Source organism: Staphylospora marina (genome assembly GCF_003856495.1).
Lineage (GTDB): Bacteria > Bacillota > Bacilli > Thermoactinomycetales > Thermoactinomycetaceae > Staphylospora > Staphylospora marina.
Genome location: NZ_CP034118.1, coordinates 2,544,274 through 2,568,672, shown reverse-complemented (window position 1 = coordinate 2,568,672; position 24,399 = coordinate 2,544,274). Strand labels below are relative to the sequence as shown.

The following is a 24,399-nucleotide window of genomic DNA, read 5'->3' as shown; positions in this document are numbered from 1 at the left end:
GAGATTTCAAGACGGGACGAGCTTGCGGCGGGTCCCGAATCAGCCAAAGGGTTGGAGAGGAATGCCAGATGAGTTATCCGGATCAGGAAAAGAGATTGGAAAAAGATTCCAAACAGCTGGACATCTCCCAAAATCCGAAACGCTTTCCGGACGAGGTCAAAAAACCGGAACCGGACGCCGGTTTGCCGGTCGGAAAGCTGAAATGGAGCAAAGAACAGGAGGAGAACGCGGACGGACCGGATGAAAGTCCCAAAAAGATCCCGTCGGGAACCAGGAAGGACTCGAAGTCACCTCGGGAAGACCTGCGTGAAGTGGCGGCCGGAGCCGAGGTTCCGAAACCCGCTCCAAACGCCGTGAAGTTCCCCGGACCCAAGGACTCCGGCAAATCGTCCGTGGGTGAACCTCGCGAACCTGAACCGGTCCGATCCGAATCACAGTCGAAGCCGTCCGGTCAGGAACCGGCCTCCCCATTCCCGAAACGGCAGGAATCCCCTGATCCCTTCCAAGCGGGAAAAGAATCGCGGGAACAGGCCTCCGACTCCGAAAGCTTCTCCTCTCTGCCGCCGAAGAGACCGCTTTCACTGGAAGACACGTTGACCCCGATCCACTTCAAGGAATATTCGCTCGATCCCCTTCCCGATGAAAAGAATCAGGAAGAAACGGATCTTCGGACCGGACTCACGAGACCGCTCAAGATTGTCCCGGAATCCGCCACGGATCAACGAACATTCCCGGATGCCGAGGATGATGAGAGCCCGGAAAATGACACGGCCCGGCGTGTGTTGCGCATGGCCGTCAAGATTTTGTGGCTGCCGGCGCTGCTTCTCACATCCCTGGTCGTGGGTCTGATGATCGGTCATTCGGCCATCGGCAATGAGCCGGCCTCCGACGTTTTTGACCTGGACATGTGGGAGCATGTGTATCGTCTCATTTACGGATAAACGACCCGTCTTCTCCGGCTCAGTCCCACCGGGTCGGAAAAGACGGGATCTTTCTTGTTGGCGGAAACGGCAACGCTGAAGCGGCAACCTGAGAGGAGGGATCCTGGATGAACTTGCCCAATTTCCTGACAATGGTTCGTTTTCTGCTGATACCTGTTTACCTGATGGTCTTTTTTTCCGACCTGTCGGGGCGCATGTACTGGGCGTTGGGGATACTTCTTCTCGCAGGGCTGACGGATGTGGTGGACGGATATCTTGCCAGGCGCAACAAGCAGGTGACCCAGCTGGGGATCATGTTGGATCCCCTTGCCGACAAACTCATGATGATCGCTGTCTTTCTGTCGTTGCTCTTTTCCGGGAAGATCAGCGTGGGGGCGGCGGTGGCCATCTTGTTCAGGGATTTGGCCATGATCGTGTGTTCCGCGTTCTTTCACTTGCGGGGCAAAAAGACGGTTCCGGCCAACCTGATGGGGAAAATGACCACCTTCCTGTTTTATGTCGTCCTGGTCATGCTCATGTTCGGCCTTCCGCATGCCGGGGTGTTACTCTGGGGGGTCATCGCGCTTTCTTACGTCACCACCATCATTTACATGTTCCAGTTCCGGGCGGTGAACCGTGTCTGAAAGGGAATGGCGGTTCGGCGCCCGCGTGCGATCCGGTCCGGAGGATCGCCGAAGCGCCGGGCACGCATCAGGAGACCGGCGCTTTTTTCGGACCTTATCCCGCTGACCCGGAATTCGGCGGTTCCCAAAACGGCATCATGGCGTTCGGCGTTCGCGCCTCTATGGTCACCGGATCTTTCAGAGAGCCGGTTCTTTTTTTGTGCACGGGGATTTTGGTATGATAGAAGTTCAGGAGGTGCGCGAATTGTCAGGACGCAACGTGACACGAACCATCATCGTAGAAACCCCGTCGAGACCGGGCAATCTCGGACGGGTGACCACGGCCATCGGGCAATCGGGCGGCGACATCGGAGACATCACCACCATCAAGATCGGTCCCATGTCCACGGTCCGGGACATTACCGTCCATTGTGAAAATGACGAACAACTCGAGCGGATGTTGGAAGCTCTTCATGCACTGGGAGGAGGCATCCGCATCCTGTCCGTCTCCGACGAAGTGCTCAAAGCGCACGAAGGCGGCAAAATCCGCACGGTCAGCCGGATGGACATCCGGTCGTTGGCCGATTTGAGGCGCGTTTACACGCCGGGAGTGGCCAACGTTTGCCGGGTAATTCGCGAAGATCCGGAAAAAGCCCGGTATTACACCGGGATCGGCAACACCGTGGCCATCGTCACCGACGGTACCGCCATTTTGGGACTGGGCAACATCGGGCCCCTCGCGGGCATGCCGGTGATGGAAGGGAAAGCCGCTTTGTTTGACCGGTTTGTCGGCATCAGCGGCGTTCCCGTTTTGCTGGGAACCAGCGATCCGGATGAAGTGGTTCGGACGCTCAAGAACATCTGGCAGGGATTCGGAGGCATTCTGCTGGAAGACATCGGGGCTCCGCACTGCTTTGAAATCGAAGAAAGATTGAAAGAGGAGTTGCCGATCCCCGTCATGCATGACGATCAGCACGGAACGGCAGTGGTGACGCTTGCGGCGGTCATTTCCGCCTGCCGCCGGAGCCGGGTGAGTCTCAAGGACGCATCGGTCGGCCAAATCGGTCTGGGGGCGGCCGGTTTGGCGATCAGCCGGATGTTCATGGCGTACGGAGTGAAAGAAATGTGCGGGGTGGACACCCGTCCGGATGCGCTGGAGCGTCTGGAACGTTATGGAGGAATCCCTCTCTCGTCGGTGGACGAACTGATGGCGCGCTGCGACATCGTCATCGCCACGACGGGAGTTCCCGGACTGATTCGTCCGGAGCAGATCCGTCCCGGACAGATCGTGCTCGCCCTGTCCAATCCCAAGCCTGAAATCGAACCGGAAGAGGCATTGAAAGCGGGCGCATCCTTTGCCGCGGACGGCCGTTCCGTCAACAACGTGTTGGGATTCCCGGGCATCTTCCGCGGTGTGCTCAACGCGGGAGCCAAAAAGATCACCCACGGCATGCTGGTGGCGGCGGCGAAGGCCATTGCCGATCACACACCGGAGGGTGAATTGGTCCCGCATCCTCTCGATCCCCAGGTTCATGTGAAGGTGGCCCTGGCGGTCGAGCAGGCGGCATACCAAGAGGAAGTCGCTTTGGCTTGATCGGGTCTTTCAAGAGCTCAAAGGGTTCGGGATTGCTTTCGTGCGGAAGCGTCCCCGAACCCTTTTTTGGCGAAAGGTCGCTCTGCGATGGCGAAATTCCGTTTTGCGGGATGTTCCGGGTCGCCGCTTGTGCCGGTTCGTGGGATGCACTTCCACGTCAAACGCCATCGTTTGCGGCTGCTCCGTCGCTGATTTCAGCATGGCTGCCCCCTCTTTGATTCGCCATTTTCCGTTCATGGCAAACGGGGAATGCATTCGCTATAATGGATGTCAATGATACCAAGCGGACGAGCTGCGAAAGGAGACTTTCTTGCGATGGAAATGGATGTCGTCAAGATTCAGGAAATCATTCCCCATCGGTATCCCTTCCTGCTGGTGGACCGGATTGTGGAGATGGAGCCGGGCAAGCGGGCGGTGGGATTGAAAAACGTGACGATCAATGAACCGTTTTTCCAAGGGCATTTTCCCAGGTATCCCGTCATGCCCGGAGTCCTGATCATCGAGGCCCTGGCCCAGGTCGGGGCGGTGGCGGTGCTCGGAATGGAAGAAAACCGCGGAAAGCTCGCGTTTTTTGCGGGAATTGACAAGGTTCGGTTCCGGGATCAGGTCAAACCCGGAGACGTGCTCACGCTGGAAGTGGAAATGACCCGTGTCAGGGGAAGCATCGGAAAAGGCCGCGGAGTGGCTCGGGTCGGGGAGAAGATCGTGGCCGAAGGTGAATTGATGTTTGCCCTTTCCTGAAAATCACCACCCATCTTGACGGGGACGGGAAGGTCCGGTTCGGACCTTCTTCTCTTTGTTGTTTCCGGATCACGCGTCACGGGAGCAGCCGGGAAAGAAGCGCCCAGATCAGCCACCACAGCGGAAGGCTGAGAATCAGGGCGCTGAAGATGCCCCGGAAGCTTCGGACCGGGTCCTCCGGCAGCCCTTTTTGATTCATGATGATGACTCCTTCCGGTTCTTTTACCGGAAAGGATTCCCGCCCGGTCGACCATTCATCCCGGAAACGGCAGAAGGATATTTGCGGAAGGAAGAGGATCGAACCATGCGTGTCCTGGTCATTTCCCATATGTATCCCAATCCGGTCAATCCCATGTCCGGCATCTTTGTGCACAACCAGAACAGGGCATTGGCGGGCAAGGGGGCGGAGGTGCGCGTCGTCGTTCCGATTCCCCGCTTTCCGCTTTATCCCAAATGGAAAGGTTACCGGTCGCTCCCGGCGCAAACGGTGATCGACGGAATCCTTGTTCATCATGTGCCGACCTTGATGTTTCCCGGCGGCTTTTTCTTTCGGATGTACGGGGATTTGTACATTCGCTCCCTGAGGGAGGCGATCCGAAACATCCGCGAAGCGTTTCCGTTTGATGTCATTCATGCTCATACCGCGTATCCGGACGGTTTTGCCGCGGCGGCTTTGAAAGAGGAATTCGGGGTTCCGGCCGTATGCACCGCCCACGGTTCGGACCTTCTTCTGTATCCGGCCAGAGACCGGAAGGTGCATGACCGGACGGTGGAATCACTTCGGGGCAATGACCGGGTGATCACCGTGAGCCGCCGCTTGGAACGGGAAGCCCGGAAGATGTGTCCCGAGGCCGACGTCCGAACCGTGTACAACGGCTTTGATCCGGAACGATTCAAGCCCGTGTCCCGGGAAGAGGCGCGAAAGCGGCTGGGACTGGGAGTGACGGGGCCGATGATCCTGTATGTGGGGAATCTGCTTCCTGTCAAGGGTGTTCATTTCCTGCTCCAGGCATTCAAACGGGCCGAAGCGGCGGAACTCGGCGCAACGCTGGTGTTGGTGGGGGACGGACCGCTTCGCGCTTCCCTGGAAAGGCAGGCGAGGGAGCTCGGCATTGCCGGAAACGTCAAGTTCATGGGGAGACGCCCGCATGAAGAAATCCCCGACTGGATTTCCGCGTCCGACATGGTGGTGCTCACCAGTTTGAGCGAGGGGCTTCCGTCCATCCTGCTGGAATCGATGGGGTGCGGAAGACCGATGGTGGCCACCGACGTGGGCGGCATTTCCGAACTGTTGGTGGACGGGGAAACCGGCTTGTTGGCCCGGCCGAAAGATCCGGAGCAGATTGCGGAGTGTCTGAGGAGAATGCTCACGGAGGAAGGACTCCGGGAACGGTTGGCCGGCCGCGCGCTGGACCGGTCCCGCGAACTGGTCTGGGAGCAAAACGCCAATACGGTGCTGGCTTGTTTCCGCGAGTTGACGGAACGAAAAACTTTATGACTTTTTCGGCACGGGGATACCCAAGAGATTTCAGTTGTGTTACAGTGGATGATAGGTTTTGTAATGTTGCTGTAACATAAGCGATTGACCTTGCAAGGTTTGACATAAGGAAAGCAGTTTCTGACAAAAAGGAGAGATCCTCGTGATCCGCTACGGCATTGTAGGTTGCGGCCATATCGCCAAGAAGCATGTCGCGGCGATCGAAGCGGCGGACGGAGCAAAGCTTGTAGCCGTGTGCGATACCAACGAAGCCCGTCTCGCGGAATTTGCGACGGGAGAGGTCAAGGGATTCACCGATCTTGCGGAAATGCTGAAAACGGACATTGACGTGGTGTGCATCTGCACGCCCAGCGGCCTGCACGCCCGGCTCGCCGTTCAGGCGGCCGAAGCCGGCAAGCATGTCATCGTGGAAAAGCCGATGGCCCTGACGCTGGAAGATGCGGACGCCATCATCGACGCGTGCGAACGGAACGGAGTCAAGCTGGCGGTCGTCCACCCCAACCGGTTCCGCCCGGCCGCGGTGGAGCTGAAACGGATGATCGATTCCGGAGCGTTCGGCAAAATCGGACACGTCAACGCGACCGTTCGCTGGAACCGGAACCAGGCTTATTTTGATCAGGCTCCCTGGCGCGGAACCCGTGCGATGGACGGCGGCGTACTGATGAACCAGGCCATACACAACATGGATCTGCTTTTGTGGATGGCGGGGGAAGTGGAAGAAGTGTTCACGTATGACGCCACGCGGATTCGCGACATCGAGGCGGAAGACACGTCGGTTTCCGTGATTCGTTTCAAAAACGGCGTGCTCGGCGTCCTGGAAGCGGCCGTGACCATCTATCCGAAAAACCTGGAAGAGTCGCTCAGCGTGTTCGGGGAAAAGGGAACGGCCATCATCGGAGGACCGACGGCCAACTGGATCCGTCACTGGACGTTCGAAGGTCTGGATGAAGCGGAAGCGTCCGCCGTCATTCAACGGGTGGAAAACGATCCGTTCGGGGTTCCGGGTCATCAGTGCATCATCGAGGACATGAACGCGGCGATTCGCGAAGACCGGGAGCCCACCGTTTCAGGCATCGACGGCAGGAATGCGCTGGCTTTCGTCATCGCCTGCCAGCGGTCCGCCCAGGAACGTCGTCCGGTGCGGATCGAAGAGCTTGCGAGGAAATGACGGAACGCGGCTTGTCCGGATTCGTCGCGGCGATTGCCGCGATTCCCGATGATTCACCACATTATTGACCGGAAAAGGAGATTTCACGAACATGAAAAAAATCCCTCTTTTGGATTTGAAAGCACAACTGGACACCATTCGTGAAGACATCTACGCAGCGGTTCATCGCGTGCTGGAAAGCGGTCACTACATCATCGGACCGGAAGTGAAGGCGTTTGAAGAGGAAGTGGCCGCTTACATCGGCGTGAAACACGCGATCGGTGTGGCCAACGGAACGGATGCGCTGCAACTTGCGCTTCATGCCGCCGGCATCGGTCCGGGAGACGAAGTGATCACGACGCCGTTCACCTTCTTCGCCACCGCGGAGACCGTCTCGCAGCTGGGAGCCGTCCCGGTGTTCGTCGACGTTGATCCGAAAACCTGCAACATCGACGTGGACCAAATCCGCTCCAAAATCAACGAACGGACCAAAGCGATCATTCCGGTGCACATTTTCGGTCAACCGGCCAATATGGATGAAATCATGGCGATTGCGAAAGAACACGGGCTGTTCGTGCTGGAGGACGCCGCACAGGCCATGGGATCGGAATTCAAAGGCGTCCGGATCGGCGGACTGGGTCACGCCGCCACCTTCTCTTTCTTCCCGACCAAGAACCTGGGAGGCTACGGGGACGGCGGCATGGTGGTGACCAATGACGATGAACTCGCCCGGAAGATTCGCATCCTTCGGGTTCACGGCAGCAATCCGAAATACTATCACAGCATGATCGGGTACAACAGCCGTCTGGATGAATTGCAGGCCGCCATGCTGCGCATCAAGCTCCGCCATCTGGATGCGTGGAACGACGCCCGCCGGGAAAAAGCCGCTCTGTACGACGAGCTGCTGAAAGACGTTCCGGTGGTGACCCCGCATCACGCCGAAAATCGCAAGCATATTTATCACCTGTACATCATCCAGGCCGAAGAGCGGGACGAACTGATGGAACACCTGAAACAACACGGCATTGCCTCCGGCGTATACTATCCTGTGCCGCTGCACCTGCAGGAGGTATACAAAGAACTGGGATACAAAGAAGGGGACTTGCCGGTGGCCGAATATCTGTCGAAGCGGACGTTCGCGTTGCCGCTTTATCCCGAGCTTCCGGAAGAAGACATCCGCTTCATCGTTCAAACCATCCGGGATTTTTACGCCGGCAAACAATGACCAAAGGGGGGAAGGTCCATGCACGGAAAACGGCTTCTGGAGAAAATCAATGACAAAAGTGCGGTCATCGGCGTGGTCGGCATCGGCTACGTGGGGCTGCCGCTGGCCGTGGAAAAAGCGAAAGCAGGATACCAAGTCATCGCGTTTGACATTCTGCAGCACCGCGTCGACATGGTCAACCAGGGGATCAATTACATCGGCGACGTGGTGGATGATGAACTGAAAGAACTGGTGCAAACCGGCCGCCTGAAAGCCACCACCGACTACGGGCTGATCGCCGAAGTGGACGCCGTGGCCATCTGTGTGCCCACGCCGCTGGACAAATATCAGCAGCCCAACATCACCTACGTCGAATCCTCGGCCAAAAGCATTGCCGAACATCTGCATCCGGGCATGCTGGTCGTTCTGGAAAGCACCACGTATCCCGGGACCACCGAAGAAGTGGTGCAACCGATTCTCGAAGCGACCGGACTCAAGGTGGGCGTGGATTTCTTCCTCGCCTATTCGCCGGAACGCGTCGACCCGGGCAACAAGGTGTTCAATACCAAAAACACTCCCAAAGTGGTCGGTGGCGTGACCGAACGTTGCACCGAAGTGGCAGCGGCACTGTACCGTTCCGTGCTGGAAGGGGAAGTGCACGTCGTTTCCAGCCCGAAAGTGGCGGAAATGGAAAAAATCCTGGAAAACACCTTCCGCAACATCAACATCGCTCTCGTGAACGAAATGGCCATTCTCTGCAACCGGATGGGCATCGACATCTGGGAAGTGATCGACGCCGCACGCACGAAGCCGTACGGTTTCATGGCGTTTTACCCGGGGCCGGGACTCGGCGGACACTGCATTCCGATCGACCCGTTCTACCTGACTTGGAAAGCCCGGGAGTTCAACTACCACACCCGGTTGATCGAAGTGGCCGGCGAAATCAACAACGAAATGCCCCATTTCGTGGTGGACCGGCTGATGAAAATCCTCAACCGGCACGGCAAGGCGCTCAAAGGGGCCAAAGTGGTCGTGCTCGGCGTGGCCTACAAGAAAGACATCGATGACTACCGCGATTCGCCGGTGCTCAACATCGTTCAGCTTCTGGAGAAATACGGCGCGGACTTCGTGACGGTCGACCCGCACATTCCGAGCTTCAAAGCGGGCGGCAAAGAATACGAAACGACGGAGCTCACCGACGAACTGCTGGAGTCGGCGGACATCGTGTTGATCACCACCGACCATTCGGCCTTTGATTACGGGAACATCGCGGAAAAGGCCGCCGTCATTTTTGACACGCGGAACGCACTCAAAGGTGTACCCAAAATCAAAGCGGATTACGAAAAACTGTAATAGGGCGGGTTCCATATGAACAATTTCGTGCATCCCCAGGCCAAGCTGGGTCAAAACGTCAAAATCGGTCATTTCTCGGTGATCGAAGCCGGCGCGGTGATCGGAGACAACGTGACGATCGGCAACAACGTGACCGTCCACGCCGGCACGGTCATCGGTTCAAACGTGTTCGTTTCGGACAATTGCGTGTTGGGACGCTGGCCGCGTCCGGCCAAGACTTCCACGGTGAAAGTGGATCAGGATCTGCCGCCGTTGGTGATCGGTGACGGCACCACGATCGGTGCCTGTTCCGTTCTCTACCGGGGAAGCACGTTCGGCACGGAAGTGATGATCGGGGATCAGGCATCGGTCCGGGAGAAGTGCGTCATCGAAAACAATGTGGTGATCGGTCGGGGCGTGTCCGTGGAAAACCAAGTGAAAATCGGAGCATACACCAAAATCCAAACCAATGCCTACATCACCGCCTACACCACCCTGGAGGAGCGCGTGTTCATCGCGCCCGGTGTCACCACCACCAACGACAACTTCATGGGCCGCACCAAGGAGCGGTTCAAGTTCCTGCGCGGGCCGCATGTGAAACGGGGAGCCCGTGTGGGCGGCGGTTCCATCCTGCTTCCGGGAGTCACGGTGGCGGAGGAGAGCTTCATCGCCGCCGGTGCGGTGGTGCATCGCGACACGGAACCGGCAAAACTTTACGTCGGCGTCCCGGCCAAGGTGTTGCGGGACGTGCCCGAACGGGAGAAGCTGGAAAATCAGGACTGACAGCCTGATGATCCGAGGGAGCGAAACATGAGGCAACATTTGAAACGCCTGTTTTCCGACTCCGCCGTATTTGCCATTGCCACCATGGGGAACAAGCTGGTTTCGGCCATGCTGTTCCCCCTTTACGGACTTTATCTCACCTCGCAGGGCGAACTTGCCGACTGGGGTCTCACGAACACGATCACCCTGATTTTGACGTACCTGTGCATACTGGGAACCGATGCCGCCATGGCGTTTTATTTTTATGACGCGAAAGACGTGACGGAGCGTCGCCTGTACTTCACCAATGCCGTTTTGTTCAGCGGAGGGCTTTGTCTGGGGCTGACCCTGTTGATCACGTTGGTGAGGGAACCGCTCACGTCCTTGGTGTACGAAAAACCGCATGGTTATGAATTTCTCCTGCCCGTGGCTTTTTTGGCCACCTTCGGAGCCATTCTCATCCAGCACATATTGGGATACGCCCGCTACAGCCGGAGAGTCTGGCTGTTCAACCTCTTCAGCATGTCCTACGTGATCGGCTCCTCGCTGCTCAGTTTCTGGTTTCTGGCTGAATGGAATGCCGGCGTGATGGGACTGTTTTACGGCCAACTGGTGGGCCAGTTGCTGGTGGCCGCCATCTTGCTGGTCGTTTTCCGCAATGAATTCGTCTGGAAGTTTTCACCCCGCCACCTGAAAGATCTTGTCCGGTACGGAGCTCCTCTGCTCCCCACACTGATGGCATTTTGGGTGATGTCTTCGGTGAGCCGGCCGATCCTGTACCATCTGGACTCCATCCATAACGCAGACATCTACGAAGCATGCATGAGACTGGCCAGCATCATCGTCTTGATCACTTCTCCGTTTCAATTGGCCTGGCGTCCGTTTTCCATGTCCATCAAGGATCGGGAGGACGCTCCCGGATTGTACAGCGTCATCGGTCGGGGACTTCTTGTGGCGGGAACGCTCGCAATCATGCTGCTGACCTTCTTCATGCAGGACATTTATGCCCTGTTCACGTCCAACCGGCAGGACCTGGCGGAAGGATATCTGTATGTTTGGGCGCTCTCGCTCGGCACCCTGTTCAACGTGTTGGTGAACGTATTCGGGGTGGGTCTTCTGATCAAGAAACAGACCAAATTGATTTCCCGCGGATTCCTGATCGCGGCCATCCTGTATTTGGCCGGCAACCTGTTGTTCGTGCCGGTGTTCCACATCTGGGGCGCCGCGGGAAGCACCGTTGCGGCCTACCTGTTCGTCATCGTTTGGGTGTATCGGCAAAACCAGAACCATTATCCGATCCCCTTCAAGTTCGGATCGGTGAGCGCCTATCTCGCCGTCTTTCTAATCGCCATGGCCGTCGTCAGTTGGGCTCAGGCAAATCGTCTGGATTTCCTCTGGGCGGTGGAAGCGGCGGCGCTGGGGGTGACCGTCGCCGCGGTGTTCGCAACCGGGCTGTTTTCCGTTCGCTCTTTGAATCGGGTGGGGTCATTGCTACCCAAACTAGGAGGAAAAGGGTGAGAGATGGTGAATGAGTTGCTGTTCCCCAGGCAAAACAGGTTGGAACACCTGTTCTATTTCATGATCGCATTCGCCTTGCTCGGGCCAACCTTGGGGATTCCTCTCACGGAAGAATTCAACCTCACCTTCTTCCGGATCGCTTTTGTTCTCTTGGCCGGCGGGCTGATCATACGATGGGCCATGCAAAAAAATCTGGAAACGGTCTCGCTGTACCCGGTTCGCTGGTACGCCGCGTTTTTTGCGTTTTGGTTCGTGTACGGCGTCATCTCGCTCACCTGGGCGGTCAGCATCGGGCACGGCATCCGCTACCTGATTTTCCTGGGAATGATGATGCCGCTTGCGCTTTCGTTTCCGTACTTCATCCATTCCGGAACCAACTTCTGGAGAACGCAACGTGTCTTGTTCTGGGTGTTTGCCGCCATTGTCTATTTTGCGGTGATCGAATCGATCACGCTGATTCATCTTCCGTCGTCCCGGGCGTTCGGCACCGATCAGGCCACGGTGACGTCGGTGTTCACCAACCAGAACGACCTGGCCACCTGCATCACGCTGGGATTGCCGTTTTTGGCGACCGCACTGTTCATGCTGGATCTTGAAAAGAAACACAAGATTCTCGTCTACGCGACCGGGGTGTTGGCCATTTACGCTCTTTTGGCCACCGGATCCCGCAGCAACACGTTCTTTGCACTGCCTCTGGCCGGGCTGGCGTTGGCGGTGCTGGTCCCGCAAGTCGTGCCCCGTGAGAAACTGACCAAGAAAAACATCGGCCGCGCTCTCATCGCCTTGCTGGCGGCCCTGTTGATCGCCAACGTCCTGTCCGCCATCTTCCTGTCGGATGAAGCCCGGGAACAGGCGAGAACCAAATTGGCCAGCACGCTCGGATTTTTGCTCGACATCAACAAGGGGAGCTGGGACCTTGAAGAGGGAGGCCAGGAAGTGGTCCAAGGGGAAACCGGACAGAGTGCCACGGTCCGCAAATACCTGGTTCTCAACGGTCTCAGGTTCCTGCAGGACAGCCATTTCCTGGGGGTGGGGCCCGGCAACATCGAGCCCCTGATGCAAGGAGCTCCCAAAGTCAACAAGGTCAACATGCACAACTGGTGGGTGGAGGTCCTGGTCAATTTCGGCGTGATCATCTTCGCGCTGTACATGTTCCTTTATTTCTGGATGCTCTGGCGGCTGTACAAACTGGCCAGCCTCAAACATTCACCGGAAGTCGGCCCCGTCATCCGCTGGGGAGCGACGGCCAGCATGCTCGCGCTCACCGGGTATTTCTTCGGGGGCATGGCTCCGAGCACGGCCATCCATTTCACCCCGATGTGGATCTGTTATGGAATCGGTCTGGCGGTCATCGCATTGGGGGAAAACCGGAAAAAGCAATTGATGGAAACGGGAAACCGGGAACAGGCGGCTTGACAACATTGGAAAAGATTCCGGAGCTGTGAGTCGGCGGCGGGCAAATTCCCATGAATTTGCCCGCTTTCTCACAGAGAGGATCCAGCGACGGATTCCTTGCCATGGAAAGAGGGGAAACGGCTTTGGCACCGAAAGTGATGATTTTCAGTTCGGTCCATCCTTACGATGACTCGCGCATCTTTCACAAGCAGGCCAAATCGCTCGCGGCACACGGATTTGAGGTGGAGCTTCACGCCGTGGCCGACTTTGCGGAAAAAACGGAGGACGGCGTCCGGATCGTCGGCTTGGCCCGGCGAACCGGTTGGAAGCGCCTTCTGGCCGGAAGACAGCTGTATCGTCGGGCCGTCCGGAGCGGAGCCGACATCTTTCATTTCCACGACCCGGAACTTCTTCCGTGGGGAGTGCTGTTGGCCTGGCGGACCGGGCGACCGGTGATTTACGATTCTCATGAAGATTTGCCGAAACAGATCCACACCAAGCCTTGGATTCCGAAAGCTTTGCGGGGGATTTTGTCCCGGATCGCCCACGTGGTGGAAAAGGGATTGGCCGGCCGATTGGCTGCCGTGATCACCGCCACGGAGTCGATCCGCGATCAGTTCGCCCGGGTCCGTCGCACCGTGGTGATCAAGAACTGGCCGCTGCCCATGCCGGCTCTCAACCGGGAAGAGGACGGGGTGAACCGGATTCTGTACGTGGGAGGCATTTCCTATCTGAGGGGATACCGGGAAATGATCCGCATGATGGATCATCTGCCGAAAGAGCTGGACGCCGAGCTGCACCTGATCGGACCGCTTCAGCACATTCGCCCGGAGGAACGAAACGAGGAGGAGCTTCGCAAAAAGAACATTCACTTGCACGGCCGGATTCCGTTTGAGGAAGTGCGGAGCTGGTTGGCCAAGGGAAAAGTGGGGCTGGTATGTCTGCATCCGGTGGAAAATTACCGGGAATCGTTGCCGATCAAGATGTTTGAGTACATGGCGGCCGGTTTGCCGCTGGTGGCCACCGATTTTCCGCTGTGGAAAGAGATTGTGGATCAAAGCGGATGCGGGTTCACCGTGAACGCGCTGGATCCGGCGGAAATGGCCGAAAAAGTCGCCCGCATCCTGCAGGACGAACGGCTTCGCCGTCAGATGGGAGAAGCCGGGCGAAAGGCCCATGAGGAGACGTACAACTGGCAAGTGGAAGAGCGGAAGTTGCTGGAACTTTACAACGAGTTGCTCGGTGCGGACGGGTTGGCGGAGAAAAAAGCCTCCGCTTCCTGACCGGGAAGGCCTGAAAAGCGGAGGGATGCTCAGCGGGAGGCGTTTGCGCTCGCCCGGCGTTCGGTGGCTTCTTCCAAGAGCGAGCGAATCCGGTTTTTCTCTTTGTCGGAAGCGGCGAGATACCAGATGCCCCGCAGTTTGACCGAATTGGCGCGAACGCTGTCCGTTTGGACGGCGGAGGCGTCGATGCCGGACAGCCCCTGTTTGAGCCGGATCCAATCCATCGGAGGGATGTCCGTTTTCAGGTGTTCTCCGGCTTGCTTCGCCACGTCGTCCAAGCGGGAAAGCGAGGACCAGTCGGACAGGCGCTTGACGATGCCGAGCATCACGGCCTGTTGCCGCTTGATGCGCCCGTAGTCTCCGCGGGGATCCTCTTTTCTCATGCGGGCAAAGGCCAGCGCTTCCCGGCCGGACAAATGCATGGTCCCCTTGCGGAAGCGGATGCCTTCAAACGTGAAATCAAACGGCACCTCCACGTCCACCCCGCCGAGCGCATCCACCACCCGGGACAGACCGTCCATGTCGACGCGCACGACTCCGTCAACGGGGAGTCCCGTCCAGGCCTCCACCGTGAGACGGGTCAATCGGGAGCCCCCGTACGCGAAGCTGTGATTGATTTTGTCCGGCATGCTTCTTCCGGGAATCGGGACGATCAAATCCCGCGGGAAATTGACCAGCAGCACGTTCTTTCGGCCCGGATGAATGGCGGCCACGGTGATGGAATCGGCCCGCCCGACGTCCCCGGACCGTTTGTCCACGCCGAGCAAAAGCAACATCACCGGGTCTTTGTCGGCGCTGATTTCCCCGAACCGGGAAGTGCTTCCCGAGAGCCCGGGTTCGTACACGTTCCGGGCCGCGGTCCAGAATGTAAGCAGTCCGTACAGGAACAGTCCTGCACAGCATGTCACCGCCAGCAAAAAAAATTTTTTCAACCGATGCACCTCCACATGCCGGAGACGGCCTTTCATGAGCATTATACATTTTCCATATATTGGTTGACAATTCCGCGGACGGGAGGGAGATGACAGTCATGAGAACGGGACGCCTGTGGATCGGCGGTCGATGGGTGGATGCCGCCCAAGGACGGACGTTCGGAGTGAGGAATCCCGCCACGGGGGAGCAGGTGGGAACGGCGGCGGACGCGGCTTCGGAAGATGTGGAAAAAGCGGTGGAAGCGGCGCATGCCGCATTCCCGGCCTGGTCGGCGAAGACCGCCCGCGCCCGTGCCGATGTATTGAGGAAGGCTTGGGAACGGATGCTGGAAAGGGAAGACGAACTGGCGGAAGTGATGACGCTGGAGCAGGGAAAACCGCTGGCCGAGGCCCGCGGGGAGGTCCGGTACGCGGCCGAGTTCCTGCTCTGGTATGCGGGGGAAGCCGAGCGGATTTACGGAGAGACGGTTCCGGCATCCCATCCCGGCAAACGGATTCTGGTGATCCGGCAGCCCGTCGGAGTCACCGTCGCGATCACGCCCTGGAATTTCCCCGCGGCGATGATCACCCGCAAAATCGCTCCCGCTTTGGCCGCCGGCTGCACGGTGATTGTCAAACCGGCCGAACAAACTCCGCTGACCGCATGCCTGTTGATGGACATTTTCCGGGAGGCGGGGATACCGGACGGGGTGATCAACCTGGTGACCGGTTCCGATCCGCGGGCCATCGGAGAGGTTCTGCTGTCCGACCCCCGTGTGCGCAAAGTGACCTTCACGGGCTCCACCGAAGTGGGCAAGGAAATCATGCGCAAGGCGGCCGCCACCGTGAAACGGATCAGCCTCGAACTGGGGGGCAGGCACCGCTTCTGGTGTTTGAAGACGCCGACCTGCCGCACGCCGTGGAGCAAGCCGTCCTGAGCAAATTCCGCAACGCGGGACAGACCTGCATCTGTGCCAATCGCCTGTACGTTCACGAAAGCGTGCTGGACAAGTTTGTCAGCCTCCTGGTCGAACGGGTGAAACGCCTCCGGGTCGGAAACGGGCTGCAAGAAGGAACCGAGATCGGACCGCTGATCGACGGCTCCGCCGTGGCCAAGGTGGAGCGGCATGTGGCGGATGCCCTCTCCAAAGGGGCACGCGTGGTGTGCGGCGGTCACCGTCTTCCGGAGTTGGGACCGAACTTTTACGCCCCGACGGTGCTGGCGGGAGTGACGCCGGACATGCAGATCCACCGGGAAGAAACCTTCGGCCCCGTGGCTCCCGTCATCGCGTTCCAGGACGAACGGGAAGCGGTGCGATTGGCCAACTCCACGCACTACGGTCTGGCGGCTTACGTATATACCCGGGATCTGGCGCGGGCCGTTCGGATATCCGAGGCTCTGGAATTCGGCATCGTCGGCATCAATGACGGACTTCCCTCCACCGTCCAGGCCCCGTTCGGCGGCATGAAAGAAAGCGGAATCGGCCGCGAGGGCGGACGGGAAGGAATCGGAGAATTCCTGGAGACCAAATACATTTCATTGGCAAGCATCGACCGACCGTAAACGGTCCGATTGCGCCGACAGGACACGGGAGGAAGTTCCGGACGCGAAGCCGGGATCTTCCGTCCAACCAGATGAGTGGAGAGGAGCAGTGGTGATGAACGTATTGGTAACCGGCGGTGCCGGATTCATCGGTTCGCATATCGTCGACCGCCTGATTGCCGAAGGCCATCGGGTGGTCGTGGTGGACAACATCTCCACGGGCAAGGAAGAACAGATTCATCCCGACGCGGTTTTTTATCGCACGGATCTGACCCGTCCGGAGCTTCGGGAAGTGTTTGAGAAAGAAAAGCCGGAATTTGTCATCCATCAAGCGGCGCAAATCCATGTGAACACGTCCGTGGAAGATCCGGCCTTCGACGCTTCCGTCAATATCCTGGGAACGATCAATCTGCTGGAAGCCTGCCGGAACGTCGGCGTGCGCAAGGTGGTGTATGCTTCCTCGGCGGCCGTCTACGGGAATCCGGAAACCCTTCCCCTGGATGAACGTCATCCGGTCAGGCCGCTGTCCGGATACGGGGTGTCCAAATACACGGTCGAGCATTATCTGAACGTCTACCGGCATCTGTACGGAATCTCTTTCACCGCTCTGCGCTATGCCAACGTATACGGCATTCGCCAGGATCCCCGCGGGGAAGGCGGCGTGATTTCCATTTTCGTCGACCGGGTGCTGCGGGGGTTGCCGATGACCATCCACGGTGACGGGGAACAAACCCGGGACTACATCTACGTGGAAGACGTCGCACGGGCCAACCTCGCGGCTCTGGAGGCCGGGGACGGGGAAATCCTCAACATCGGCACGGGCCGTCAGTCTTCGCTCAATGAAGTGCTGCGCCTGTTCCGGGAGATCACCGGACAGGACGTCGAGGCCGTGTACGGTCCCGAGCGTCCCGGCGACATCAGGCACAGCGTGTTTGACATTTCCAAGGCACGCCGCGTTCTCGGCTGGGAACCGAAGGTGTCCCTGGAAGAAGGCCTTCGCAAAACCGTTGAATATTACAGGGAGCAGTATCGTACAATGGACACTGACCGGTAAACGGTTCGCACCGAACGCGAGACGCTCCCGTGGATCTTCGGAAAGGCCGCGTGCCGGACCCGAGTGCGGTCATGCGGAAAACGCGTCGATCCGGACCGCGTGATGCCGGAAGCTTTTCCCCGCGAGAGCCTTGTTCGCTGCCGCGCGACACGAGCGGGGAGAGGCTCCGGCTTCCGTTTTTCCGTCACCCGGGAAGGACCGTGTTCCCGGCATTGTCGTTTTTTTATGACAAATGATCACTTGCCATGGCGCATGAAGTGAAGTATACTGGGAATCGTAATGGATGTGAAATATAGCTGTAATGTTTCTGTCATTTTGGCTTTACATACAAGATCGCCCGGGATCGGAACAGTCAGCGGGGAGATCACAAAAAACAGCAGGAGTGGTTGGCGATGCGTTCCAAGACGGCATATCACGGCAGCTCGCATCTCCTTCAGGGAGAAGGATTGAATACGTCATCGGTCTACCCCGTGGTCAAACGGGTGTTGGAGGTCATCTTCTCCGTCGCTTTGCTGATCTTCACCTTGCCGGTGCTCGTGCTGGTGGCGATCGCCATCAAACTGGAATCGCCCGGCCCCGTGTTCTACAAGCAGGAGCGGGTCGGACTCAACGGAAAAGTGTTCAACATCATCAAACTTCGCTCCATGCGCACCGACGCCGAAAAGAACGGACCGCAGTGGGCGGCCAAGAACGACCCCAGGGTCACCCGGGTGGGCAAATTCATCCGGAAGACGCGCATTGACGAACTGCCCCAGCTCATCAACATTTTGCGCGGGGACATGAGTCTGATCGGTCCGCGGCCCGAGCGTCCGATGTTCACCGAGCAATTCGACAAGGAAATCCCGGGCTTCAAAAATCGGCTCAAAGTCAAACCCGGACTGACCGGCTGGGCACAGGTCAACGGGGGATACGAAGCCACTCCGGCCGAGAAGCTGGAGATGGACCTGTATTACATTCGCAATCAATCGCTCAAATTGGATATGGAAATTTTGTTCCGCACCGCGTGGGTGGTCATCTCCGGAAACGGTGCAAGATGAAAACGGGTCGCCTTTCGGAAAGGCCACCCGTTTTTTCTTTGAAAAACCGTTTTCCGGTGAGTGTTCAACGAATTGGCGATCTCAAAGATCAGATCTTCCCTGTCAACGGTTCGTCCGGCCGGGTCAAAAGACCAAGCGCACACACCAATAAAGCAAGGCCCACAGCGGAATACTCATCATTGAAGCATTGAACACGCCGAACCAAAAATGCTTGCTCACGGTGCAGCACTCCATGGCCGAACACCTCCTGCGGGATTTACCGTTATTATATGCCAATCGCCGTTCATTCAGCGCGAAATCGACGGATTGTAAGCCAAATGTAATGTGCGGGTAATATTGAAAAATCCCTGCAATTCAAGGCTTTCCTCCGGACATGCGCGCTTCTTGACAACGAAAAACCGGCTGTGAAATGCTGGTGGGGCTATATACCGGAAGGACTGCTTTCAACAGGGGCACCTCCCTTGAAAGATCCCGGAAACGGTGGCCCTGATGGTGAAAAGCCGCTGAATCCGTGATGCTGACGGCATCGGCAGGGTGGATGCGGCACGATTGCATGACCATACGCCACGCAGGCACCGGGTACATGTCTTCCGGTGGCCGGGAATCCGCAAGACCAGGATGGGGGATGGGGGTGATTCCCGTGAAAAGGGTTGAAGCCGTTTCAGGAGTTGGAATCCATCGGGTCGGTTCCGCGGGGACGAGATGTTGGCGGAAATTCCGGTTCTTTTTTTCGGAATCTTGGAATGGATGACATTTTTCCTGAAATTTCAAAGGGTCATTGACGGATGTTGGGGTCTGTGGTAAGTTATTTGTCAGTAACTTGAAAGTTATATCGGCCGACAGGCTTTCTCATCCAGAGAGGGGAAGGGAACAGGCCCGATGATCCCTCGGCAACCATCCGGAGGTTTGGTGATCGCTTCGGAAAGGTGCCAATTCCTGCAGGGTAACGGCCCTGACAGATGAGAAGGACCGGCGACGTCTGAATGCGGACGAAACCAATCCTTCTCTGTGTGCGGGCAGAGAAGGGTTTTTTTGTTGGCTGACAGGGAGGTGAGAACGGCGTGATTGAGTTCAGGGACGTATCGAAAGTATATCCGGGTGGAGTCGCCGCACTTCAAGATGTGACGCTGACCGTTGAACGGGGAGACATTTTCGGTGTGATCGGAGTGAGCGGCGCGGGGAAAAGCACGTTGCTCCGGCTGGTCAACGGACTGGAAACCCCCACGTCCGGAAGCGTCATGGTGGACGGACTGGAAATTCCGCGCTTGAGTCCGGCCGAATTGAGGAAAGCCCGTGCGCAAATCGGCATCATTTTTCAGCATTTTCATCTGCTTTGGTCGCGGACGGTGCGTGAGAACGTTGCGTTTCCGCTGGAAATCGCCGGGCTTTCTCCGAAGGAAATCCGCCAAAGGACCGATGAGCTGCTGGAGCGGGTGGGGCTGGCCGACAAGGCGAACAGCTGGCCGTCCCAATTGAGCGGAGGACAAAAACAGCGGGTGGGAATTGCCCGGGCGTTGGCCAACCGCCCGAAAGTGTTGCTCTGCGACGAGGCCACCTCGGCGCTGGATCCGGAAACGACGGCCTCCATTCTGGCGCTTCTGAAGGAGATTCATGCGGATACGGGCATCACCATGATGTTGATCACCCACGAAATGAGCGTCGTGCGGGCGATCTGCAACCGGATGGCCGTGATGGAAGCCGGACGGGTGGTGGAGACCGGATCGGTCCGCGACATTTTCAAGCGTCCGTCCCATCCGTTGACCCGCCGCTTCCTCGAGACAAGCGAAGAAAACGGAAACCGGGAATCCTCCGGTGAGGGGACGCTCACCCGGGTTGCGCTCGCGGAATTGACGCGCCTCAAGGAGCGGGGAGTCACGTTCCGCGTGGAAGGGGACATCCGTCCGGACACGGATGAAGTGGCGATCCGCATTCTGGACGGAGAAGACCGCTTGCAGCTTGAGGAATCCGGAAAGGAGGAGTGTTCCCGTGTTTGAGGACCTGGATCTGGAGCAGATACTCCTGGCGACCGGGGAGACGGCATGGATGGTGGGAATCTCCACCCTGTTTTCGGCGCTTCTCGGGATCCCGCTCGGCGTGTTGCTGGTGGTGACCGACAAAGGGTACTTCCTGGAGAATCGGTGGCTGAATCGCCTGTTGGGAATGATCGTCAACGTGTTTCGGGCGATGCCGTTCATCGTGCTCGTACTTCTCCTCTTTCCCCTGGCCAAGTGGCTCACGGGAACCACGCTGGGACCGACGGCCGCCACGATTCCTCTGATCGCGGGAGCGGCACCCTTTTACGCCCGGATGGTGGAAACGGCGATCCGGGAAATTGACCGGGGTGTGATCGAAGCGGCCGAAGCGATGGGAGCCACCCGGATGACGATCGTGCGCAAAGTGCTCCTGCCGGAAGCCATGCCGGCACTCGTTTCCGGGCTCACCGTCACCTGCGTTGCCCTGATCGGGTATTCGGCGATGGCGGGAATCGTGGGAGGAGGCGGATTGGGAGACGCCGCCTACCGGTTCGGCTTCCAATCGTTCAACGATGCCATGCTGTATGTCTGCGCCCTGCTCCTGTTGGTGCTGGTGCAAATCGTGCAAGGAGCGGGAGATTGGATCTCCCGTCGCATCGACAAACGTTAAAAAGGGGGTTTTCCGGGATGAAAAAGTGGTTTTTGGGCCTGTTGGCCGTTGTGATGGTGTTCGCCGGTACGGCTTGCGGCAAAGCGGATGAGGAAGCCGGCAAAGTGATCAAGGTGGGGGCATCGGCCGTTCCCCATGCCGAAATTCTCGAGTTCGTGAAGCCGAAGCTGGAAAAAGAGGGCGTTCAATTGGAAGTGAAAGTGTTCCAGGACTACGTCCTGCCGAACAAAACGGTGGAAGAAGGGCAGCTGGACGCCAACTACTTCCAGCATATTCCCTGGATGGAAGCGAGCAACAAGGAACAGGGGTGGCATCTGGTCAAAGTGACCGGCGTTCACCTTGAGCCGATGGGGGCTTACTCCTCCAAAATCAAAAACGTCAGCGAGCTGAAAAACGGCGCCGTCGTGGCCCTGCCCAACGGCACCAGCGAGATCACCCGCGTCCTTCTGCTTCTGGACAAAAACGGACTGATCAAACTGGACAACCGGGATGGCAACAAAACGCTGCAAAACATCAAGGAAAATCCGAAAAACCTGCAGTTCAAACTGTTGGAAGCCGCCACGCTGCCGCGGGTGCTCGGGGAAGTCGACCTGGCCGTGATCAACACCAACTATGCCCTGCAGGCCAAACTCAACCCGATGAGCGACGCTCTGTTCATCGAGGACAAAGATTCCCCGTACGTGAACGTGCTGGCCACCAAACAGGGGAAAGAAAACGACCCCGCCCTGAAAAAGCTGGCCGAGGCCCTCAACTCTGACGAAACGAAGAAGTTCATTGAAGAGAAGTACAAAGGCGCGGTCGTTCCCGCATTCTGACCAAGGCCTCTTCAAAACGGAAACGGCTCCTCCCGGGAGGAGCCGGTCAAAACCGTGTGCCGGACGCAAACCCATGCGCCGGCCATTTTTTTGTTTGTCGCGGCCCCGACGTCCGCGCCGTCTTACCGCGATTCTCCGATCGGTACGTCCCGGTATTCTTCGGGGCCGGATTCGAAACGGGCCTGTCCGTTCGTCCATTGGGTGACCTGAGCCGTGAGCTCCCCTTCCTCTCCCGCGGGCACCCAGACCGGCCAACGGACGACTTCGCTGAACCGTGGAGCGTCCAGCACATATCCCGTTCGTTGCAGATGATGCTCCAGTTTTCCCATGAACGGATAATCAAAGGTGATGATCACCTGACGATGCAACTGACGCCGGACGATCCCGGCCGCTTCGACGGCCGCGGCGGCCCCCTGGCTGTAAGCGCGCACGAGGCCGCCCGCCCCCAGCTTGATTCCCCCGAAATAGCGGGTGACCACCACCGCCGTTTTCACCAGCTTTTTGGCCTGGAGAACCTCCAGCATCGGGCGGCCCGCGGTACCGGCAGGCTCTCCGTCGTCGGAGGATTTCATCTGTGATTCATGGATCAGCCAGGCATAACAATTGTGCGTGGCGTCCCAGTGTTTTTTGCTGATCTCTTCCACGAACCGGACGGCTTCTTCTTCGGTTTCCACCCGCTTCGCCCGGCAGAGGAAGCGCGATTTTTGGATGATCAATTCCGTTTCCCCGTAAGATCCGATGGTGAGATAAGAATCCGGCATGCAAGCGTCCCTTCCTTTCATATCCATGTTACTGCGGGCGAAAGGGAAAGGCAAAAGGAAAAGCGGCGGTCACCGGCACGGGAACCGCCGCTTCGGGCCTGTTTTCCAATTTCATCAGGTGCGTCACTCGCCGTCTTCGATGCCGCCGGATCCGTCATCCAATGACTCTCCGGTTTCCTGGCCCGGTTGGCCGTGATCGTCGGCCGGCAACGGCTGTTTGGGAGTGAATTGCAATTGTTGCTGCAAGGCCGCCCGCACCTGCTCGAGGGATTCCTGCCTCCACCCGATCACCAAACTGGATCCGACTTTCATGTCATAATACTCGCCTTGCAACGTTTCGATGTTTTGTTTGGGAATGTTCTTGTATACGGCCATCAGGCTGGGCATTTCCGTCAGGTCGAAGCTGTATTCGAAGTTTTTGCCCAGTGCTTTGGTGATTTCGCCGAATTTGGTCACGCCGTCCAGGCTGACGATTTTGTCGATCAACTGGGAGACCACTTCCCGTTGGCGCTGGTTGCGGCCGAAGTCGTTGCCGCAAGCGTTACCTTTCCGGCAGCGGACGTAAGCGAGCGCTTCCGGACCGCTCAGGTGCTGGGGTCCCGGCGTGAAATGGGCAATTTTTCCGCCGATCATGGCCTGCTTGAATTCTTTTTCAACCACCACGTCCACGCCGCCGAGCGCGTCGACGATGTCTTCAAATCCTTTGAAGTTGATCCGGGCGTAATAGTCGATCGGGATGTGGAGGAAGTTTTCCACGGTTTCCCGGATGCACTCCACCGGCCCGTAGCCCGTTCTGTGACCCCAGATGGAGGAGTGGGTGATCTTGTCCTTTGTCCGCTTCGTACAGGCGATTTTCACGTATGAATCCCGCGGGATGCTGATCACCTTCGCCGAGTTGGTTTTGGGGTTGACCGCCACCACCATCAGCACGTCGCTTCGCCAGTCGTCCGAATTGGCTTTTCGCTGGTCGGTGCCGATGAACAGAACCGTGAAGGGATCCTCCTTGATCTTCACTTCCTGTTCGCCGCGCAGCTTGGACTTGGACAATTCCGTCTTGCTGTCCGCGAAGGCTCCCCAGATCTGCGCACCGAAATAAAGGCCGATCCCCAGCAGGGTCACCAGAACCATTGAAACAACCCGGATGGTCCACTTTTTTTTCCGTTTTTTTCTGACCCGGTCGATCCGGCTTTGGTCCACTCTCTCGATCATCTTGTATTCCCCGCTTTTTCGACATGGATAAGTCCCGTTGGCTTGTCGTTGTTGTCAGAAGAGGTCAGGGAAAAACAAAAAAGACTTTGATGCAAACATGGACAATTGCCCGATTCTGATTGAAGCTACCTGTTATTCTATCGGAAAAAAATGCTTGTTTCCACAATTCATTTCCGGCGATTTTATGAAACCTTCCAAAAGATCAAGGAATAATGTCGAAGAGTTGTTGAACGAATGACTTGAACAGATCCTTCGTTTACATTGGTTCATCAGGTTTTCCGCACTTTCCTCCGCCCTGATTTCCGTTTTTCCGACATGAACATCCAAAGAGGCTTTCCATGAGTTTTCCAATGTTTTCAAGAGGATATTCGAAGCGGTGGCCGGTGACGGGAGTCCGGGAAGGATGCGC

21 protein-coding genes, 1 pseudogene and 1 riboswitch are annotated in these 24,399 nt (G+C 57.7%); of the genes and pseudogenes, 18 read left to right on the top strand and 4 right to left on the bottom strand.

The genetic code is table 11. The features are described 5' to 3' along the window. Window positions 1-68 precede the first annotated feature (68 nt). The 4 genes from EG886_RS12600 (at window position 69) to fabZ (ending at window position 3,878) form a co-directional block, all read left to right on the top strand. A complete protein-coding gene (locus EG886_RS12600; protein WP_124728468.1) occupies window positions 69-941 on the top strand; it encodes a DNA-directed RNA polymerase subunit beta in 873 nt (290 codons plus the stop codon). 107 nt (window positions 942-1,048) lie between these two features. Continuing rightward, window positions 1,049-1,564, top strand: a complete 516-nt coding sequence (locus EG886_RS12595; protein ID WP_124728467.1) for a CDP-alcohol phosphatidyltransferase family protein — start codon at window positions 1,049-1,051, stop codon at window positions 1,562-1,564. Between the two features lie 244 nt (window positions 1,565-1,808). Continuing rightward, a complete protein-coding gene (locus EG886_RS12590; protein WP_124728466.1) occupies window positions 1,809-3,137 on the top strand; it encodes an NAD-dependent malic enzyme in 1,329 nt (442 codons plus the stop codon). Window positions 3,138-3,452: 315 nt separating this feature from the next. Beyond that, a complete protein-coding gene (fabZ, locus tag EG886_RS12585; RefSeq protein WP_124728465.1) occupies window positions 3,453-3,878 on the top strand; it encodes a 3-hydroxyacyl-ACP dehydratase FabZ in 426 nt (141 codons plus the stop codon). 76 nt (window positions 3,879-3,954) lie between these two features. On the opposite strand, the gene EG886_RS14075 is transcribed toward fabZ, so the two are convergent. Then, a complete protein-coding gene (locus EG886_RS14075; protein ID WP_277423820.1) occupies window positions 3,955-4,077 on the bottom strand; it encodes a hypothetical protein in 123 nt (40 codons plus the stop codon). 105 nt (window positions 4,078-4,182) lie between these two features. Here EG886_RS14075 and EG886_RS12580 point away from each other — a divergent pair, with 105 nt between their 5' ends. The 8 genes from EG886_RS12580 (at window position 4,183) to EG886_RS12545 (ending at window position 14,017) form a co-directional block, all read left to right on the top strand. Further along, window positions 4,183-5,376 (top strand): glycosyltransferase family 4 protein, encoded by a 1,194-nt coding sequence (locus tag EG886_RS12580; RefSeq protein ID WP_124728464.1) that lies wholly within the window; start codon window positions 4,183-4,185, stop codon window positions 5,374-5,376. Window positions 5,377-5,518: 142 nt separating this feature from the next. Continuing rightward, complete coding sequence (locus EG886_RS12575) at window positions 5,519-6,544, top strand: Gfo/Idh/MocA family protein (protein ID WP_124728463.1); 1,026 nt, start codon at window positions 5,519-5,521, stop codon at window positions 6,542-6,544. A gap of 91 nt (window positions 6,545-6,635) precedes the next feature. Further along, window positions 6,636-7,748: a DegT/DnrJ/EryC1/StrS family aminotransferase gene (locus EG886_RS12570; protein ID WP_124728462.1), complete on the top strand. Its 1,113-nt coding sequence runs from the start codon at window positions 6,636-6,638 to the stop codon at window positions 7,746-7,748. An 18-nt stretch (window positions 7,749-7,766) separates the two neighbouring features. Then, the gene (locus tag EG886_RS12565; RefSeq protein WP_124728461.1) at window positions 7,767-9,080 is read left to right on the top strand and encodes a nucleotide sugar dehydrogenase; all 1,314 of its coding nucleotides are present in this window, start codon (window positions 7,767-7,769) and stop codon (window positions 9,078-9,080) included. Between the two features lie 15 nt (window positions 9,081-9,095). Next, complete coding sequence (locus EG886_RS12560) at window positions 9,096-9,842, top strand: acyltransferase (protein ID WP_124728460.1); 747 nt, start codon at window positions 9,096-9,098, stop codon at window positions 9,840-9,842. Window positions 9,843-9,869: 27 nt separating this feature from the next. Then, the gene (locus EG886_RS12555) at window positions 9,870-11,339 is read left to right on the top strand and encodes an oligosaccharide flippase family protein (protein ID WP_124728459.1); all 1,470 of its coding nucleotides are present in this window, start codon (window positions 9,870-9,872) and stop codon (window positions 11,337-11,339) included. A 3-nt stretch (window positions 11,340-11,342) separates the two neighbouring features. Beyond that, window positions 11,343-12,755, top strand: coding sequence for an O-antigen ligase family protein (locus tag EG886_RS12550; RefSeq protein ID WP_124728458.1), 1,413 nt, complete (start codon window positions 11,343-11,345; stop codon window positions 12,753-12,755). 122 nt (window positions 12,756-12,877) lie between these two features. Next, the gene (locus tag EG886_RS12545; RefSeq protein ID WP_164491842.1) at window positions 12,878-14,017 is read left to right on the top strand and encodes a glycosyltransferase family 4 protein; all 1,140 of its coding nucleotides are present in this window, start codon (window positions 12,878-12,880) and stop codon (window positions 14,015-14,017) included. Between the two features lie 29 nt (window positions 14,018-14,046). On the opposite strand, the gene EG886_RS12540 is transcribed toward EG886_RS12545, so the two are convergent. Continuing rightward, the gene (locus tag EG886_RS12540; protein WP_164491841.1) at window positions 14,047-14,949 is read right to left on the bottom strand and encodes an LCP family protein; all 903 of its coding nucleotides are present in this window, start codon (window positions 14,947-14,949) and stop codon (window positions 14,047-14,049) included. A gap of 98 nt (window positions 14,950-15,047) precedes the next feature. Between EG886_RS12540 and EG886_RS12535 the strand changes: the two are divergent. The 6 genes and pseudogenes from EG886_RS12535 (at window position 15,048) to EG886_RS12510 (ending at window position 22,020) form a co-directional block, all read left to right on the top strand. After that, window positions 15,048-16,492: pseudogene (locus EG886_RS12535) on the top strand (NAD-dependent succinate-semialdehyde dehydrogenase). A 94-nt stretch (window positions 16,493-16,586) separates the two neighbouring features. Further along, complete coding sequence (locus tag EG886_RS12530) at window positions 16,587-17,525, top strand: SDR family oxidoreductase (RefSeq protein ID WP_124728455.1); 939 nt, start codon at window positions 16,587-16,589, stop codon at window positions 17,523-17,525. Between the two features lie 392 nt (window positions 17,526-17,917). Next, a complete protein-coding gene (locus EG886_RS12525; RefSeq protein ID WP_124728454.1) occupies window positions 17,918-18,562 on the top strand; it encodes a sugar transferase in 645 nt (214 codons plus the stop codon). An 846-nt stretch (window positions 18,563-19,408) separates the two neighbouring features. After that, window positions 19,409-19,528: riboswitch (SAM riboswitch) on the top strand. 95 nt (window positions 19,529-19,623) lie between these two features. Continuing rightward, entirely contained in the window at window positions 19,624-20,556 is a 933-nt protein-coding gene (locus EG886_RS12520) for a methionine ABC transporter ATP-binding protein (protein ID WP_124728453.1), read from the top strand. A 49-nt stretch (window positions 20,557-20,605) separates the two neighbouring features. Beyond that, on the top strand, window positions 20,606-21,205 hold the full coding sequence (locus EG886_RS12515) for a methionine ABC transporter permease (protein WP_241154456.1): 600 nt from the start codon (window positions 20,606-20,608) through the stop codon (window positions 21,203-21,205). Window positions 21,206-21,222: 17 nt separating this feature from the next. Then, complete coding sequence (locus tag EG886_RS12510; RefSeq protein WP_124728451.1) at window positions 21,223-22,020, top strand: MetQ/NlpA family ABC transporter substrate-binding protein; 798 nt, start codon at window positions 21,223-21,225, stop codon at window positions 22,018-22,020. Between the two features lie 122 nt (window positions 22,021-22,142). Here EG886_RS12510 and EG886_RS12505 read toward each other — a convergent pair whose 3' ends face one another. Together EG886_RS12505 and EG886_RS12500 are read right to left on the bottom strand one after the other, a co-directional pair. After that, complete coding sequence (locus EG886_RS12505) at window positions 22,143-22,781, bottom strand: YigZ family protein (RefSeq protein ID WP_124728450.1); 639 nt, start codon at window positions 22,779-22,781, stop codon at window positions 22,143-22,145. A 123-nt stretch (window positions 22,782-22,904) separates the two neighbouring features. Beyond that, window positions 22,905-23,990: an LCP family protein gene (locus tag EG886_RS12500; protein ID WP_124728449.1), complete on the bottom strand. Its 1,086-nt coding sequence runs from the start codon at window positions 23,988-23,990 to the stop codon at window positions 22,905-22,907. Between the last annotated feature and the right edge of the window lie 409 nt (window positions 23,991-24,399).

Coding starts and splice junctions, on each gene's coding strand:
- EG886_RS12550 (WP_124728458.1), top strand. CDS start 11,343: ATGGTGAATGAGTTGCTGTTCCCCAGGCAAAACAGGTTGGAACACCTG.
- EG886_RS12600 (WP_124728468.1), top strand. CDS start 69: ATGAGTTATCCGGATCAGGAAAAGAGATTGGAAAAAGATTCCAAACAG.
- EG886_RS12580 (WP_124728464.1), top strand. CDS start 4,183: ATGCGTGTCCTGGTCATTTCCCATATGTATCCCAATCCGGTCAATCCC.
- EG886_RS12530 (WP_124728455.1), top strand. CDS start 16,587: ATGAACGTATTGGTAACCGGCGGTGCCGGATTCATCGGTTCGCATATC.
- EG886_RS12500 (WP_124728449.1), bottom strand. CDS start 23,990: ATGATCGAGAGAGTGGACCAAAGCCGGATCGACCGGGTCAGAAAAAAA.
- EG886_RS12505 (WP_124728450.1), bottom strand. CDS start 22,781: ATGCCGGATTCTTATCTCACCATCGGATCTTACGGGGAAACGGAATTG.
- EG886_RS12570 (WP_124728462.1), top strand. CDS start 6,636: ATGAAAAAAATCCCTCTTTTGGATTTGAAAGCACAACTGGACACCATT.
- fabZ (WP_124728465.1), top strand. CDS start 3,453: ATGGAAATGGATGTCGTCAAGATTCAGGAAATCATTCCCCATCGGTAT.
- EG886_RS12525 (WP_124728454.1), top strand. CDS start 17,918: ATGCGTTCCAAGACGGCATATCACGGCAGCTCGCATCTCCTTCAGGGA.
- EG886_RS14075 (WP_277423820.1), bottom strand. CDS start 4,077: ATGAATCAAAAAGGGCTGCCGGAGGACCCGGTCCGAAGCTTCCGGGGC.
- EG886_RS12515 (WP_241154456.1), top strand. CDS start 20,606: ATGGTGGGAATCTCCACCCTGTTTTCGGCGCTTCTCGGGATCCCGCTC.
- EG886_RS12555 (WP_124728459.1), top strand. CDS start 9,870: ATGAGGCAACATTTGAAACGCCTGTTTTCCGACTCCGCCGTATTTGCC.
- EG886_RS12560 (WP_124728460.1), top strand. CDS start 9,096: ATGAACAATTTCGTGCATCCCCAGGCCAAGCTGGGTCAAAACGTCAAA.
- EG886_RS12595 (WP_124728467.1), top strand. CDS start 1,049: ATGAACTTGCCCAATTTCCTGACAATGGTTCGTTTTCTGCTGATACCT.
- EG886_RS12565 (WP_124728461.1), top strand. CDS start 7,767: ATGCACGGAAAACGGCTTCTGGAGAAAATCAATGACAAAAGTGCGGTC.
- EG886_RS12510 (WP_124728451.1), top strand. CDS start 21,223: ATGAAAAAGTGGTTTTTGGGCCTGTTGGCCGTTGTGATGGTGTTCGCC.